This is a genomic window from Halarcobacter anaerophilus, assembly GCF_006459125.1.
Lineage (GTDB): Bacteria > Campylobacterota > Campylobacteria > Campylobacterales > Arcobacteraceae > Halarcobacter > Halarcobacter anaerophilus.
In genome coordinates this window covers 1,003,008-1,020,294 of record NZ_CP041070.1, presented here as the reverse complement: position 1 = coordinate 1,020,294, position 17,287 = coordinate 1,003,008, and the positions used below count along the sequence as shown (strand labels likewise).

Genomic DNA, 17,287 nt, shown 5'->3' with positions numbered 1-17,287 from the left:
TTACTCTGAGAAAAATATTTTTTCAATATTTAGTCTTTTAATAGCTTTTTCAATTAGTATTTTATTTACTTCCATACCATCAACCCCGTTATTAGGAGAATTCTTAACATAGTTTGGAGTATTAAAAAATATCCCTGAACTATCCACAGTAGCTACATTTCCTCCACATCTTAAACTTATTCCTGATGTGGCTTCTAGGGTTATCTCATTTACCCCTTCATATAAGATATTGGTAGTATCTAGATGAAAACTATCACTTATATCTACTCCCATCTCATTGGCTACTTGGATAAAAAGATTTTCTAGGTATTTATCACTTACATCTTTTTGTACATATTCTAAAAGTATATTTTTTATAGAGGTTGATATATTTTGTTCTACATAAGTTTTTTTATCTCTTTTTACTATTGTGTTCAAGTTTTTTTTTGCAAATATTTCATAATCCTCTTTAACAGTAGTAATCTTCTCCTTCTCTACTGTATTTATCTGATTCTCTTTTATATTCTGTGTATAGTCTTTATTCACTGTAAGAATAGAATTAGCTTCTACTGTCTCTTCCTTATCATTATCAATAATAGTTTTAGAATTATTTTGAACATGTTTAAATTCATCATTAAAAACAAGGGTATTCATATCCTTTTGGGCTCGTAAAGAAAGATTCTCATCTCCTCTTTTATCTTCAAAGGCTATTTCGTTATACCCTTCTTTATCCTCATATTGTGGAATTGAGTATGTTTTTATAAAAGATTTAGTTTTCTCTTTTGGCAAGTTTACTGGATTCTTATTCTCTCCATTATGAAGAGTCCCTATTATGATTGGTAAATCTGGATCTCCGTTTATAAAACTTACTATTACTTCACTATTTACTCTTGGCAAGAATTGACTTCCAAAGTTTGTTCCTGAGTAAAAGTTTGACAATCTTAGGTAACAGCTTGAGGTTTGGTTTGTCTCAAAGTGAAAGAGAACTTTTATTCTTCCTTGTTCATCTACATCTATTGTATTCTCATAATCTTTTGTATTTGATTCTCCATTTGACACTCTTGCCGTAAGGATTCCCGGTATTCTTGGTTTTTTTATTTTTATTGGTGGTTTATAGGTTATATCTTTGGGTATTGCTACAAAGTTTATCTCATATTGGAGTTGATGTTTTTTATTCTCATTTATACTTTGTTTATATTCATCTAAAGCATTTGGAAAGAAGCCTTCATATTTTACTTCTAATATTATTGAGTCTATTTTTTTATTTGCTTTTTCATCTTCTAAGGTTATACACAAGCAATCTTGTATATTTAACTCTTGAGAATTTCCTTCTATTTCATTTGATTTTACATATTCTCTTTTTGAATCTATTTTGTTATATCTATTTAGATCTTTAAAGAGTGATTCATCCAGGATATTTAGTTTATCTCTTAATTTCTCTCTTTTTATATCTACTCTTAATTGTCTGGTACTTTCATTATCTTCTATTGAGGAGCTCATTGAGGAACCGGTTGATATTTTATATTCTAAAGAGGGTTTATCTTTATCATAATAATCTTCTACATAATACGTTGAAGTAAATTTCTTACTATGATTAAAATTACAAGTTGAGGAGTATGTTTTTACTGTTACATGTTCATTTAATTCACACAAGGTTATTGTATATGGATCATTTGAACTATAATCTATTATTAAGGAGTATCCTTCTTCTTCACAAAGCATTTGGATAAATTTTAAATCACTTTGGTTATATTGGGTGGTATATTCTCTTATTGGGGCTTGAAGAAGATCTATTTTTACATCTATTTTCAGGTTTAATATTTGGGCATATCTATTTATGATTTCAGTTATTATATCACTTGTTTTTTTCTCATGGAAAATTTCATATCTATTATTCAGGTTTAGGTAATAAAGGGGGCTTACTATTTGAACTTCATAGAGGTATTTTCTTGATACGATACTATCTTCTTTTGCTTTAAATATTTTTCCATAGATTGTTTTTTTTACTAAGGGGTTTACATCATCTCTTAATTTTATCTCTACATCTGTATCTACTATATCTTCTACTTCTATATATTCATCACTTACAAATACTAGGTTAAAGATATATGGTTTATTTACACTACTCTCTCCATTTAATTTATATACACTATAGTTCCCGTCTACTACTCCTATTGTCTCATTATTTTTATAATTCAACAGGTTTATTCTACAGTTTATATCTTGTCTTACTTCTTTTCTTAACTCTTTTAATCCTACCTCTTCCCCCGCTTCTACTACTTTTCTCTTTATCTTCTCTGTCATTTCTTGTTCCCTATACTCTTGTAAACTTAGTTCCAGTAGCGCTGTAGATTACTCGTCTTCCATAAAAGTCATTATTATCTTTTTCTTCATTTGAGGCTCTATTTACAAAACTATCATTTTTTGAAGAGTGATGAAGAAATTGTGCTTTTAGCTCTTTATAGGTGTTTGAATCAAACACTTTCATCTCTTTATTCTGTTCTAGTATTCCGTATGTTTTGTTTAATATATTTTTATTATCTTTGAAAATATAAGAAGTCAACTTACCTAAAGGAACTCTTTCAAAAGGATTGATATCTTTTTTGTCAACTAACGCTTCTGTTACATCTTGATAAATAGCACGATTGTGCATAAGTTTTAAAGCTACATATTCATATTTATTTGAAACATTTGCTTTATGTAAGTATATAAATAAAGCATATTTTGAATTATTTGGTAAACTTCTTGAAATAAAATAAATACCATCTTCTTCTAAATCTTTTATTTCATTTTTTGTGTGTTTTTCTATGATATCAAGTTGATTTGTATTTAACCAATTATATTTTTTATTCCAAACTAAGATTTTATTTTTTAATTTTTGAGAAATTGTTGATTTATCTAATATTTCTTTTGATATTAGAACTGTCTCACTAGATTCATTATATCCACCACCAATATCAGCATGTGCGCCAGGAATATAGTATTCTTCAAACTTATAACCACCTTTTTGTAGTTTTTTATCATGCTTTCTAAAACTATTATTTATAGTAGGAAAAATTGAATATGCATCAAAGTTAAATCTATATTCATCATCTGCCATGAGATGTACTACTTGTCCAACTTTTTCATGATTTTCACCTAAATAAAAGTCTAAATTCAAATCTTCAGAATCATTACCTTGACTTAATCCATAGTGTGAAACAGTATCATATAAACCAACAAATCTAAAAGATACTGTGTCGATTTTTATTTTTTTATTTTTATAATAAGGATTTGGTATATCTCTTTCTCCTAATACTCCAGTTTTAATATCTACTCTTAAAGGATTAAAAAAAAGTTTGCCAGCAATATTTACATATCCTTTATCTCCAAAAAAAGGATAAAAAATATCTTTATCATCTTTCATAGAAATAGTATATTCTCTTCTTGTACACTTAACAATATCTGCCTCTTTTAATATTGAACAAACAAAATGCCTAGCAGTGGCAGCTCCTCTACTAAAACCAAAAATATCAAAGACCAATTCATCTATGCGATAAATTGACGCATCTTCAAACTGTTCAGCTATTTTTATACAACTATATATAATATGGGCTTTAACACCTGTTTCACCTATAGCTAAACCTAATCCCCACATAGAATCACCTTCATAATTTTTTGATACAAAAGGATTATGGGTACCAGAACCACTTTCATAAAGTTTAAATCTAGTTGTCGCTACAGAATCTATACCATTTTTTACATCATCTCCATCATAAAGTTTATGCAGTCTAGCAATATTTGATTCACCATTTACATAACTACTCTCTTCGTCATCATCTAATAATATATCTTCCCTAACAAAATCAGCTATATCTTTTTCTTCTATATTTTTAGTAGATTTTTTTACATCCACTAAAAAGTTAAAAACCTTTTTTGCATGTTTTGCTTTTGAACTTTTTAAAACCTCTTTATCATCTAAAGATAGATTTGATTCATCATCGAAATACCGTATAGGTTTTTTAAAATTATTCATCTGGGATAGAAGTAAAACTATCACTTCATCAGAAACTTTGGGTTCAGGAGTCGAGAGGATGTATTCTTCAATTTTTGTAATATCTTCAATTGGTTTTTCTATTTCAAAAGCTCTTTTATCTTTATTATCTAGTATAAATTGTGTAGGCTTTTTTAGGAAATCTGTGAAGTTTCTATAAAAATCTATATTATAGATATTATTATTTGTACCATCAAAAAAAACACCATATTCAACTATAAGTTCAGGCATATATGAAGCTATAACATTATCTTCATAATATGTTAGTTCAAGTTCTTTATTTATCGAATTTTTCTTGATGTTATAAACATAAGGCATGGAAAGTATAATATATGCTTGTCCTATTTCTTCTTTTTGTTCAATTTTTTCATTTTTAAAACAAAGTAGTTTTTGAGAACTATCAAAGCTATATATCAATGAAGTGGTACTTATATCTTCTTTTTTTTCTTTTAAATTAGATTCAAGTTTTTTATCATGGGCATGACTATATTCATAAGATTTTGTAGAAAAAAGAGAATACATAGATAAAAAAACTAACTTTTTATCAACTATCTCTTCTACTCTGTCTTTTAATTGAGTATAAGTTAATGCTATATCATTTTTTAAACTCTCTTGTTCTACTGCTTTTACTAGATATTTTTGATAATGATCTTTTACTTTTTCTAAAATTTTTTCTTTATTTTCTTCATTTTGATTTATTTCCTTACTCTCTTTATCTGAGATAATCATATAAGCAATTCTTACTTTTCTATCCTCTCTTAAAGCCTTTTCATCCTCTTTTGAACAAAACTCATTTAAATGTAAACCTTCATCTTCTTTGAAATAGGCTCTTCCTATTGTAATATCATTACTCATAAGATACTCCTAATTCTTTTAATCTATATATTGCTTTTAAATAACCCATATCATAAGCTTTTTTATACCATTTGATAGATTCATCTTTATTTTTTATATAATCTTGATATATTAAACCTAAGTTATATGTTGCTTTTAAACTTCCTAATTCAGACGATTTTTCATACCAAATCAGTGCTTTATTATAATTCCCATTATTTGCATATAAACTCCCTAAATTAGTCAAACAATCAACACAATTCAATTCTTCAAACCCTTTTTTATACCATTTTATTGCCGTTTCATAATCTTTAAGCTTTTCGACATAAATAAGCCCTAACCTTGTTACAGACTCTTTACTCCCTAGCTCAAACCCTTTTGTGTACCATTTAATTGCATTTTCATAATCTTCCAAATCCTCATATACTGTTCCCATTCCACCTGCACAAATTGCATTTCCTAAGTCTAAACATTTTTCAAAATATATTTTTGCTTTTTCTAAATCTTTTATCTTTTTATTTTTTCTATATAAAATCCCTAAATTATAATATCCATCTGATTTTCCTAACTCTCCAACTTTTTCAAATATTTTAATAGCTTTTTCTAGATTATTTTGTTTTAAATATATTGTTCCCATCGCTAACAAAGAATAAGTATCACCTTCTTTAAAAGACTTTTCATACCATTTCAAAGCTTTATCATATACAAATTTTTTATCATATATTACACCTAGATTATGGGCAGATTTGCCATGACCTTTTTTTGCAGCATAGGTGTAGTAGTTTATTGCTTCATCTTTATCGTTTAAAAAATTTGAATACAGACTTCCTAACTGGGCGTATGATTCTATACTTCCTTTTTCTTTTCCCTTATTAAAATACTCTTTTGCTTTATCATAATCTTTAGCTCTCATATAGTAAAGGCCAACACAGTTGTATCCTTGGATTTCACCTATCTCTATTAAAGATTTATATTCTTTCAAGTCTTCTTGAGTATATGTTTGTTTATTACATTGAGAGATTGGATAGTCTTCTTTTTTTATTGTTTGAGCATTTAAAAAAGCTGAAAAAAATACAAATACTGTAATTAATTTTATTATTTTCAAAATAGTTTCCTTAGATATTTTTCTTTATTATTTATAAATATTATTTAGTATTATTTTTGACTTCTTGATTTTCATTTGAATCATAGTACAATCTACCTTTTGCAGCATCTTCTGGTTTACCATCTATATATGCAGTAAAATTGATTTCATAAACATTTTCATCTTTTAAGTTATGAGTTATCTCTTTTTTACCATTATATGTTGATTCTTCTCTTCCTTCTATTGTCCACCTAATTTGTGCAAGTTCTTCATCTCTTGGCTCATCTACATTTAATATAGCTTGGCATTTACCATCTTCTTGGCGAGGATAAGAACCTTTGATATCATCAACTTCTAGGTATCTTTCGAGTTCACTTATTGCATAACCTTCTTCTTCACTATTTACCACATAGCAGTGAGCATGTCCCCATTTATAGATATTATCTTCTTGTAGATTTACTGTCATTGTTAGACCATTTATTGTGATATTATCATCTGTTGGATTATCAGTTATGATATCTTTATCTTCTTCATTATTGTTTTTTATAAAGTACCATTGAAGTTGTGAGAGTTGTGTTTCATTTAAATCTGTTGTTTGACTCCAGGCATCATTTTCATATTTTTCTACTGTTGCAGTGAAAGTTAATACTTCATCAATAGTTGCTTGTTTTGAGACACTTGCTTCTAAAGAAATTACTCTTATCTTTTCATAAAGTGGTTTGTTAATAAGTGGTTTTGCCACATCTTGTGCATTTACTCCACCATTACTTGAAGTTGTATCTATATTTGAAGATTTTAGGTGTATCCCATCTTGATTTACAGTTAAAACATTTCCCCCACATCTAAGTGTTACTCCAGTTTCTCCAATAAGTTCTATAATATCTGCATTTAGTTTTATATTATTGCTTTTTAGATGATAGTTATTTTGTACATCAAGTCTAAAATCTTTGCCTACTTGAGTAAATAGATTTTCAAGATACTTCTTTTTTACATCTTGTTCAACATACTCGGTTACAGTCCCTTTTACTCTTGTAATCATATCATTTTCAATAATAGTTTTCATATCATTTTTCACAATAGTATTAATATCTTTTAATCCATGAATTTCATAATCTTCTTTAACAGTAGTAATCTTCTCCTTCTCTACTGTATTTATCTGATTCTCTTTTATATTCTGTGTATAGTCTTTATTCACTGTAAGAATAGAATTAGCTTCTACTGTCTCTTCCTTATCATTATCAATAATAGTTTTAGAATTATTTTGAACATGTTTAAATTCATCATTAAAAACAAGGGTATTCATATCCTTTTGGGCTCGTAAAGAAAGATTCTCATCTCCTCTTTTATCTTCAAAGGCTATTTCGTTATACCCTTCTTTATCCTCATATTGTGGAATTGAGTATGTTTTTATAAAAGATTTAGTTTTCTCTTTTGGCAAGTTTACTGGATTCTTATTCTCTCCATTATGCAAAGTTCCTATTATAATTGGTAAATCTGGATCTCCGTTTATAAAACTTACTATTACTTCACTATTTACTCTTGGCAAGAATTGACTTCCAAAGTTTGTTCCTGAGTAAAAGTTTGACAATCTTAGGTAACAAGAAGATGTTTGGTTTGTCTCAAAGTGAAACAGTACTTTTATTCTTCCTTGTTCATCTACATCTATTGTATTCTCATAATCTTTTGTATTTGATTCTCCATTTGACACTCTTGCCGTAAGGATTCCCGGTATTCTTGGTTTTTTTATTTTTATTGGTGGTTTATAGGTTATATCTTTGGGTATTGCTACAAAGTTTATCTCATATTGGAGTTGATGTTTTTTATTCTCATTTATACTTTGTTTATATTCATCTAAAGCATTTGGAAAGAAGCCTTCATATTTTACTTCTAATATTATTGAGTCTATTTTTTTATTTGCTTTTTCATCTTCTAAGGTTATACACAAGCAATCTTGTATATTTAACTCTTGAGAATTTCCTTCTATTTCATTTGATTTTACATATTCTCTTTTTGAATCTATTTTGTTATATCTATTTAGATCTTTAAAGAGTGATTCATCCAGGATATTTAGTTTATCTCTTAATTTCTCTCTTTTTATATCTACTCTTAATTGTCTGGTACTTTCATTATCTTCTATTGAGGAGCTCATTGTTGAACCTGTTGATATTTTATATTCTAAAGAGGGTTTATCTTTATCATAATAATCTTCTACATAATACGTTGAAGTAAATTTCTTACTATGATTAAAGTTACAAGTTGATGAGTATGTTTTTACTGTTACATGTTCATTTAATTCACACAAGGTTATTGTATATGGATCATTTGAACTATAATCTATTATTAAGGAGTATCCTTCTTCTTCACAAAGCATTTGGATAAATTTTAAATCACTTTGGTTATATTGGGTGGTATATTCTCTTATTGGGGCTTGAAGAAGATCTATTTTTACATCTATTTTCAGGTTTAATATTTGGGCATATCTATTTATGATTTCAGTTATTATATCACTTGTTTTTTTCTCATGGAAAATTTCATATCTATTATTCAGGTTTAGGTAATAAAGGGGGCTTACTATTTGAACTTCATAGAGGTATTTTCTTGATACGATACTATCTTCTTTTGCTTTAAATATTTTTCCATAGATTGTTTTTTTTACTAAGGGGTTTACATCATCTCTTAATTTTATCTCTACATCTGTATCTACTATATCTTCTACTTCTATATATTCATCACTTACAAATACTAGGTTAAAGATATATGGTTTATTTACACTACTCTCTCCATTTAATTTATATACACTATAGTTCCCGTCTACTACTCCTATTGTCTCATTATTTTTATAATTCAACAGGTTTATTCTACAGTTTATATCTTGTCTTACTTCTTTTCTTAACTCTTTTAATCTTACCTCTTCCCCCGCTTCTACTACTTTTCTCTTTATCTTCTCTGTCATTTCTTGTTCCCTCTTAGTTGCACCTTTTTATTATTCTTTATAAAATAATTTTTAAACTATTACTTTATAAAAAATAAAAAAGGAGATAATAAAAATTATCTCCTTTTTCAAGTGTTAAGCACTTAGCCCAACACCGATTCTCCAATCATCTTCTCCCGAAGTGCTTGCAGTTTCATGTCTCCATGTAATTTTTCTATATGCAAAAGATACTCTTTCTAGAGGTGCAACTTGAGTTTTTGCTAACCCTTCTTCATTGTCCATAAAAGAATCAATATCTACAATAACAGCATCTTCTAATACAATACTAAAATAGTGTTCAGGTTTACCTGCATAACTTGTTCTATACCATTTCAATTCTACATTCGTTAAAGTTTCACCTTTTGTCAAAGCATTATAAAGAAGAGGTGAAGATTTATCAAAAAGTTTTGAAATAACTAACGGTTCATGAACTCTTTGTCCAGATGGTTGTCCTGATTGTGGATCTCTTGGGATTTTAATATTATGAGAAAACCCTTTAATAAGTGCCTCATCTTCATGTCCTTTTTGGTATGAGTTACCAACAGACTCCGGTGTAAAAGTACCTTGAGTGATTAAACCTTGAGTACTACCTGTAATCGAAATAAAAATCGGATTATTCATTATTCTTCCTTTAAAAAAATTTGTATAGAATATTACTAAACTAATAATTTAATTATAATTAAATTATACAAAAAGAATTGAAAATATTATAAATTTATCTAAAAAAAGTATATTTTTGTTAATTTTCTTTTTTGTGGCTCAACTGACAATGCATTTTTAAACCAATTTCTTAATACAAATGGGATTGAAGAGAGATCTCTTTTTTTTATTGGCAAAGAGAATAACTCTTTTGAAGTTTTTTCAAAAAGAGGCTTATTTGCATAAATTTCATATAAAATAGTACCTAATGAAAATATATCTGAATATATTGTAGGTTTTTTCATTTCATTTTCTAATAATTCAGGTGCACAGTATCTTGGATTAAGAGCTTTTACTTTTTTATATTCCAGTGAAATATCTTCATTCTCTTTAATATCTTGAGATATTCCAAAATCAATAATAATAGGATTGTTTTCTTTATTTATTATTATATTTGTAGGTGAAATGTCTGCATGAATTACATTCTTGCTATGAATGTAATTTAAAGTTTTTATTAATGATTTAAAAATATGTTTTTTAGTTTTTAACTCCATATTTGCTATTGAGATTTCGCTTAATAATTCTCCTTGAATATACTCTAATACTAAATAAGGAATTTTGCTTTTTTTATCTATACCGAAATCTATTACTTTTACAATACTGTCTAAATTTAATCTTCTTAAAAACCTGTATTCGGCATAAACAAAAGCAGCAATATCATCTTTTTGTAATAACTCTTTAGTTGGTGTTTTTATTACTATATTTGACTTTTTTTTAAAATATTCACTATAAATATCTAAACCTTCATAGACAATACTTAAGCCTCCTCTTCCCACTTCATCAAGACAATAATATTTTTTATTTAGAAATTTTGTCTTTTCATTTTTATCAAATTTCTTTTTAATACTTTTTTTAGTTATGTCTTCTAGTAAGCTCATTTTTTACCAATCAATATAGCTGTAATATTATCATCTGCAACAGAAGACAATACATTAAATCTAAGCTTATCTATTCCTGATTTTAAAGATAAATCTTCCATCGAAGTTTTAATAATTTGATTTGAAATATTATCATATAAACCGTCACTGCAGAGCAAATAAACATCTTCAGGGTGAACAATAAATCGTGTAATTTCAATTTTTAAATCCCCCGGTGCGCTTATAGCAGAAGTTAAAACTCTTCTATATCCATAGAAATCATCAATTTCTACTGCATGATCTTTTGTTACTGTACTTAAAATATTGTTTCTTAAATTATAACATCTAGTGTCTCCTGAATGAATACAAACTCCTTTACCGTCACTAATGTGCAGTAACATTAAAGTTGTGCCGATTTGTACATTGCTTCCTAGTTTTTCAACTTTACTTTGTAAAAGAGAATGAATAACCTTTAACTGTTTATTCATAAGAGCTATTCTATCTTCAAAATCACCTTTAAGTTCAAAATCTTCAAAAATATCAGTTATCAAGTGACTTGCAAAATTTCCTTCATCATGACCGCCCATTCCGTCACAAACTATCCATAAACCCTTTTCATCACTAGAATAAAAAGCATCTTCATTAACTTTTCTAACATGTCCCGGATGAGTAAAAGAAAAACTTTTAAAATACATTATAAACTCCTACTTAAATAGAAATTTGATAAAGATCCATCCCTATTAAACATATTGACAATTGCACCTTTTATATAATATGAAGCAGAATATTTCTCTTTTTTGTAAGTAAATATTGCTTCATTATTACGAGAAACTTGAACACCAAAATTATCAATTAATTTAAATAAAGCCCAGTCATTGTCTATATACTCTTGAGAAACAAGTCCGTTGCTTAGATCAAAAAGTTTAAATTTGACTGCATTATTTAGACTTTTAGGAGGCCATACAATTTTTTTATTAATTATTGGTCCATGTTCATAATATATAGATTGATTATTATAAAGAAGATACATTGTAGCAAGATTGCTACTTAAATCTCTTGGTCGAATAAAAGCATCAAAACCTAAAATACCGTTGTTTCTAAAAAAGATTCTTCTTATTTTATATCCTTTTAAAACCCCTTGAAGAACACTTTTATCAATATCAACACGACTTCCATCCAAGTTTTTGTAGTTGTACTCATATGTTGTTGAATTTACAGTTATAAAATTAGATAAATATTCATTATAAAAAGAGTCTAAAACACCGCCTCTTTTGAAAAAATCAGCAAAGTCTTCAAGTTTTACAAAACTTTTGGATTGTTTTTTATCAACAGGATATCTATTTTTTAATCTTCCATCATAAAAAGAGTATACCTCTTCTTTATATTTTGTATCTACATAAGATTTTGCATTTCTTAATAAAAATTCCCAATTGCTTTTTAATACATAAGTGTACCACTTTTTAACCTGTATAGGTAAAGAATTTAAAGGTACAACTATAGGCTCGATTTTACCTTCAATTCTATTTTTTACAATTTTAAATGCGTCAAAATCGGGAGTTATAGCTCCTTGAATTGAAGTCATAAGTTGATAAGTATAATTCATTTTGTTAATTGAATTTTTCAATATACTAGATGCTTGCAATTCATCATCTAGAAGTTCATTATAAGGGGAAAAAGATTCTCTTAAACTTTTTACACTGGTATTATCCATAATTGAAAAAGAACTATTTGCAAGCTTTTTTGCTGCAATACGGGTTAATTGTCCTGAGGCTACTCTATTTACGACAATATTTTTTACTTTATCATCTGATTTCATTTGAAGTTCTTCTTCTGGTGTATAAAGTTGAGTATTTTCTTTTAGTGCTCTTAATACACTAATAACAGGCGAATCAGATGAACTTAACAAAGATAATTGATTATTCAAATGAATTATAGAACTATATGAGGCAATTTTCAGTTTAGATAAGGCATTGTTCCAATAGTTTTTATAATCATTGAAATAAAAAGCCAATATTTTTTTGTAATAATCACCTATTTCAATATCATTTAAGTCCGTTCTTTCTCCTAATACCCAATTACTACTCAAAACTTGTCTAGTTAAAGAGATTCCCTCTTTTATCATAATTTTATACCCTTTTTTAGTATAAAATCCGGGAATTACATATTCATTTCCTCTAAAAGATGAAACATTATTACCTAAAGCTTTTGCAAAAGTAAAATCTTTTAAATTCATATGAGATACTCTTGCTTTAATCTCTTTATATGTTAATCGCTCTATTCCAAGTTTTATAAGTCTGTTTCTCGCCAGTTTCAAAGTATCTTGATTTATGTCATAAGAGTTAAAACCAAGTCTTAATAAATCTTGCCAATGATAATTCAACTCTTTTTGAATTTGGGGCATATTAGGATATTTTTTATTCCAATACAATGCCATATATTCAATTAAAAACTCAGAATCTCTTCTTTTTAGGTTGTTTAACATAATATAAGCTTTTGTGTTATCCCATGTTTTATTAAAATCTTTTAATTCGGTTCTCATATTATATTCAATAAAAGAAGCAACTCTAGGAAGTAAAAGTTTTACCAAATCCGTATGATATTGTTGCAGTAATTTACTTTTTCTTTCATCAACTTTATAAAAAAGTAATTTCCAAAAATCATCAGAGGTATTTAAATCATTATATTTTTTTATATTATCTAATTTATTTAAAACTTCAAGGATTTCGTTAAAATCATCACTTGGCAAAATTTTATTCTTTTTATCCAGATATATTTCATAATTTTTTTCCAATTTTGTTAATAGATTATTATGTGTAATAAAATCTTTTAGAATAAAAAAACTAAAAAAGACAATAAAAAGTAAAGATAATCCATAAGTTATATATTGATTTCTTTTTATCTTTTTTTTATAATTATCATCCATTTTGATAATTTCCGATTCAGGAAAAATAATATCATTTAGAAGTTTTTTTATAAATAAACCTTTAGTATTACTCCTTGAATAATCCAATCCGTTTTTAGTCGTTAAAGCTTGAGAATTACTTTTCCCCGGAACGCTTGTAAAATATATTCCTCTTAGCAATAAAGGTTTTCTATATCTTGTTTGGGAAAAACACATCTCAATAAAAAGATTTGCTTTTTCAAAAAAATTTGAAAAGTTATCACAAAAAGAGAAGATTCTACCTTTATTTGAAGGTTCCCATTCATAATGAATTTTATCAAGAACAGAACTGTTTAATCTTTTTAACAAATCTTCCAACTGAGGTTTTATAACGGAAGTATCTATATTTTTATTTTCACTATCAAAAGTAATACCTAAAATTTCATTTTTTTCATCTTCCGTTAAAGATGAAAAATATTCATTGAAGCCCTCAATTCTATCACTTTTTGTAACTATAAGATAAATAGGAATACTTGACATAAAAGCTTTTGAAAGTTCATCAAATCTATCTCGTAAATCTTTTGCATATTGTTCTAATTCTAATTCTGATTTTTCTAAAATTGTATCTACGCTAATAGATAAAATAATCCCGTTTATAGGTCTTCGCCATCTTTTTTTCGTAAAAATTTTTAAAAATTCTTTCCAAACGATGGGATCTTCGGGATTCTGTTTTTGCTCAATATAATTTCCCGGCATATCTATAAAAATCGAATGTTCGGCAAAATACCATTGAAAAGCGTTTGTACTGCTCTCTTCTATTACTTTTTTATTATTGTAATCAACATTTAAAGGAAAACTTAATCCGGATGATTCTAAAAGCGTGGTTTTCCCTTCGCTATTATTTCCTACAATTAAATACCAAGGAAGCTCATATTTTGCTTTTCTTTTGTTTTTATATAAAGAAGATTTTCTAATAATCTTTATTGCTTCATGAAATTTCTTTTTTAAATCTTTAACTTTTTCAGCTATAACTTTTTTATACTCTTTTTCTAATTCAAGCTGTTCTTTTTTCTCTTTTATCTTCTCCTGTGTTTCCTCTTTTTTTAACAATATAGTTAATAAAACAACTATAATACTACTAAAAAAGATGCAAAAGGCAACTAATAATCTAAAATTTAAATCTTTGAAAGAATCAAAAAGATAAGCAGAAGCAAAAATTATAAATAAAGAGACTATAAAGGATATAAAAATAATCCAAAAAGAGACTGTCTTAAATATGCTTTTTTTCATCTATTCTATTCCTTTTAAATTATCTACTACAACTTTTTTATTGTTGACTACATCCATAAAATCACTATTTTGACTACTTAAGGTTAAAGTTAAAATTGAATAAATAATGGCTAAGAAAAGAAATATTCCTAAGAAAAGAAGAGAATAAGGTATTTTATTAAAAAGTCTATATTTATCTTTTGACGGTTCTTGCGAAGTATAAAAAGTGTAAGGGTCTCTTCCTTTTACAATTTTTATTTGTCTAAATAAACTATCTTTTATATTATTAAGCTCAACCTCTCCTCTATCTATTACTCTATATTTTCCTTCAAAACCAAGAGCCATGCAAATATACATCAACTCTAATATATGAATATATTTTGCTGAAGTCTTTAAAAATTTATCTAATAAATGAAAAAAGTTCTCCCCTCCATAAGTTTCTCTATGAAAAATATTTAGTAAACTATTGCTTGACCAGCTTTTATTTCCCGATGAAAAATTCATATTCATAAGCTCATCAACAAAAGTACATAAAATATATCTGGTAACTAATACTTCAGTATTGTCAATACCGTAGTTTAAGGCTGTTTCACCGTATAAATTAATTTTTGAGATGCAGTTTTGTCTAATATCATCCATTTGTGCTTCATCATTGCTATTTTCGCAAACTTCTAATACATATTTTATTAGAGGTGAAGCAGCATTGATAAAAGGATTAAAACTTATTTCATATTCATTTGCTTTTGTTTTTAAATTATTTCTTCTAAATGTACTGCTTTGTTTTCGAAAATTATCATAAGGCGTCATATCTACTTTGTCAAAATTCGTCAAAGTATTACTTCTATTGTCATTTGAGATTAAAATAGTTTTATTACCCATTAATCAATTCTCTTTCTAATTATTTTTTATTGCCCAGATTGCATATTGAATATTTGCAATTTCACTAGATAAATAAAATGCAAAACCTGATGATTTTAATAACTCTTTTTTATTCTCTTCACTTAATTCAATACTGAAATACAGATGATTTACTTTAAAAGGTATCTCTTTGGGAGGAGTGGAAAGTGCTCTGATTTTGAAACCTACAAGATGGAAATTAACAAGTTTTTTTATTGTTTCAATTGTTCCTAATTTTAAACTTGAAAGAAGTGTTTCTTTGATTTTTTTAGTTGAAATATCTGCTGAAACAGAAAAAATAAATGTAGAATTTTTGATAATATTTTTATCTTTTATAACAGCTATATAAATACCGTATTTTCTTTTTTCAACAGGCAAGGATATACTATTTTGTTCTAATACCATACTTAACATAGATTTTAATTCATCTAAAACTCTTTCAAAACTTGAATACTGTTCAGAATGATTATAAACAACTTGAGAAAGAATTCTTTTTTCTTTTTTCATAAAAATAGCTAATTCATTACTTAAAGATACCAATTCCAAAAAGAGTAAATCGGGATGGACTCTATCTTGAGTCAAAAAATAGTTAAATCTTGCTTCAAATCTATTTAGAAGTTGAAGTATTAAATAATTTCCCAATTCTGTCGATTGCAATGAAGAATCACTTAAATTATCGGCTAATCTTTCTGCTCTATAAGTTATCATACTTAGCAGTTCTTTCATTTTTGATACAAGTTTTTTTGAATTGTTGAAGTGAAGAAAAGTAGGAGAAAATGTTTCATCAAAAGAGACAGCTCCGCTTGGCAATATATTTCCTATTTTTGCGATTTCAATTTTTATATAATTATCATTTATCCCGTCTTCTGTTATAAGTTTAAAATTTTGTTGTGCAACAAGTATATCACTAATACTTGACTCTCCTGAGTTTATATTCGGCACATTTTCAATAACTTGTGCACTATATCTAGTAAGTAAATTTTTCTGTTCTGCAAAATGAACCTCATCACTATCTTGTATAATTGAAGGGATTGCAAGATATATCAATTTATTGGAATCTGAGCTTTTTATATCCAAAGTTAAAGATTGTTCTTTTGATTTTATATCAAACAGTGTTCCATCAGGCAATATTCCCGATGCTTTTTTAATTGATAGTTTTCCTGTATTTAATAAGTTTTCATCTACAATTAAATCAAATAAGCCCCAGTTATTCGGTCTTGAATTCATTGTACGCGTCATCAATTCATAATTTATATATCTGTCATTTTGTTGAAAATGTTGGGGTCTGATAAATAACCCTTCTCTCCAAACTACTTTATTTTGCATTATTCCACTCTTTCAATACTAAATTTTTCTAACTTCAATTCACTAAAGTTATATCCATCTTCATCCAAATTAATTACCTGTTTCCAGCTAGAATCATTTTGAATCTCTCTAAAGTTTGCAACTACTCCTAAAAATCTCGCATCTTTGTCAAATCTGATTTTATATGTTTGCTGTTGATTTGGAACTATTATATGTTTTGTTTGAGAAATAAGATCTCTATTCAAATTTTTTCCCGAATCTTCCACTAGCGTCCAATAATCATATTTCATAAAATTTTCAGCAGACTCTAACTCATAAAAAGAGAGCATCAAAGGAGATGAAACTTTATTAATATCCGGATTTAAATCATTTGAAGAATTAATAACAAGTTCAATATGTGTCGGTTTTGTAGAACACGCATTAAAACTAAACATTATGAATAGTGCTACTAGCAATCTATATAAATATTTCATTTTTT

11 protein-coding genes are annotated in these 17,287 nt (G+C 27.1%); all 11 read right to left on the bottom strand.

All coding sequences use genetic code 11. The features are described 5' to 3' along the window. The 11 genes from AANAER_RS05025 to tssJ all read right to left on the bottom strand — a co-directional run bounded on the left by AANAER_RS05025 (position 1) and on the right by tssJ (position 17,282). Complete coding sequence (locus tag AANAER_RS05025; protein ID WP_140544054.1) at positions 1-2,283, bottom strand: type VI secretion system Vgr family protein; 2,283 nt, start codon at positions 2,281-2,283, stop codon at positions 1-3. Positions 2,284-2,293: 10 nt separating this feature from the next. Continuing rightward, positions 2,294-4,867: a T6SS phospholipase effector Tle1-like catalytic domain-containing protein gene (locus AANAER_RS05020; protein ID WP_129083079.1), complete on the bottom strand. Its 2,574-nt coding sequence runs from the start codon at positions 4,865-4,867 to the stop codon at positions 2,294-2,296. Beyond that, positions 4,860-5,951: a tetratricopeptide repeat protein gene (locus AANAER_RS05015; RefSeq protein ID WP_129083080.1), complete on the bottom strand. Its 1,092-nt coding sequence runs from the start codon at positions 5,949-5,951 to the stop codon at positions 4,860-4,862. The genes AANAER_RS05020 and AANAER_RS05015 overlap by 8 nt, the downstream gene beginning before the upstream one ends. A gap of 40 nt (positions 5,952-5,991) precedes the next feature. After that, entirely contained in the window at positions 5,992-8,883 is a 2,892-nt protein-coding gene (locus AANAER_RS05010; RefSeq protein ID WP_140544051.1) for a type VI secretion system Vgr family protein, read from the bottom strand. Between the two features lie 114 nt (positions 8,884-8,997). Beyond that, positions 8,998-9,522, bottom strand: a complete 525-nt coding sequence (locus AANAER_RS05005; RefSeq protein ID WP_129082953.1) for an Hcp family type VI secretion system effector — start codon at positions 9,520-9,522, stop codon at positions 8,998-9,000. Between the two features lie 98 nt (positions 9,523-9,620). After that, on the bottom strand, positions 9,621-10,478 hold the full coding sequence (locus tag AANAER_RS05000) for a serine/threonine-protein kinase (RefSeq protein ID WP_129082954.1): 858 nt from the start codon (positions 10,476-10,478) through the stop codon (positions 9,621-9,623). Continuing rightward, positions 10,475-11,152, bottom strand: coding sequence for a PP2C family protein-serine/threonine phosphatase (locus AANAER_RS04995; RefSeq protein ID WP_129082955.1), 678 nt, complete (start codon positions 11,150-11,152; stop codon positions 10,475-10,477). Before AANAER_RS04995 ends, AANAER_RS05000 begins: the two co-directional genes overlap by 4 nt. Next, positions 11,152-14,628, bottom strand: coding sequence for a type VI secretion system membrane subunit TssM (gene tssM, locus AANAER_RS04990; protein WP_129082956.1), 3,477 nt, complete (start codon positions 14,626-14,628; stop codon positions 11,152-11,154). Before tssM ends, AANAER_RS04995 begins: the two co-directional genes overlap by 1 nt. Further along, on the bottom strand, positions 14,629-15,486 hold the full coding sequence (gene icmH / locus AANAER_RS04985) for a type IVB secretion system protein IcmH/DotU (RefSeq protein WP_129082957.1): 858 nt from the start codon (positions 15,484-15,486) through the stop codon (positions 14,629-14,631). A gap of 15 nt (positions 15,487-15,501) precedes the next feature. Then, on the bottom strand, positions 15,502-16,830 hold the full coding sequence (gene tssK / locus AANAER_RS04980; protein WP_044415521.1) for a type VI secretion system baseplate subunit TssK: 1,329 nt from the start codon (positions 16,828-16,830) through the stop codon (positions 15,502-15,504). Then, positions 16,830-17,282 carry a type VI secretion system lipoprotein TssJ gene (tssJ, locus tag AANAER_RS04975; protein ID WP_044415523.1) on the bottom strand — a complete coding sequence of 151 codons (453 nt, stop codon included), beginning with the start codon at positions 17,280-17,282 and terminating at the stop codon, positions 16,830-16,832. The genes tssK and tssJ overlap by 1 nt, the downstream gene beginning before the upstream one ends. Positions 17,283-17,287 lie beyond the last annotated feature (5 nt).

Coding starts and splice junctions, on each gene's coding strand:
- AANAER_RS05025 (WP_140544054.1), bottom strand. CDS start 2,283: ATGACAGAGAAGATAAAGAGAAAAGTAGTAGAAGCGGGGGAAGAGGTA.
- AANAER_RS05020 (WP_129083079.1), bottom strand. CDS start 4,867: ATGAGTAATGATATTACAATAGGAAGAGCCTATTTCAAAGAAGATGAA.
- AANAER_RS05010 (WP_140544051.1), bottom strand. CDS start 8,883: ATGACAGAGAAGATAAAGAGAAAAGTAGTAGAAGCGGGGGAAGAGGTA.
- AANAER_RS05005 (WP_129082953.1), bottom strand. CDS start 9,522: ATGAATAATCCGATTTTTATTTCGATTACAGGTAGTACTCAAGGTTTA.
- AANAER_RS05000 (WP_129082954.1), bottom strand. CDS start 10,478: ATGAGCTTACTAGAAGACATAACTAAAAAAAGTATTAAAAAGAAATTT.
- AANAER_RS04995 (WP_129082955.1), bottom strand. CDS start 11,152: ATGTATTTTAAAAGTTTTTCTTTTACTCATCCGGGACATGTTAGAAAA.
- tssM (WP_129082956.1), bottom strand. CDS start 14,628: ATGAAAAAAAGCATATTTAAGACAGTCTCTTTTTGGATTATTTTTATA.
- icmH (WP_129082957.1), bottom strand. CDS start 15,486: ATGGGTAATAAAACTATTTTAATCTCAAATGACAATAGAAGTAATACT.
- tssK (WP_044415521.1), bottom strand. CDS start 16,830: ATGCAAAATAAAGTAGTTTGGAGAGAAGGGTTATTTATCAGACCCCAA.
- tssJ (WP_044415523.1), bottom strand. CDS start 17,282: ATGAAATATTTATATAGATTGCTAGTAGCACTATTCATAATGTTTAGT.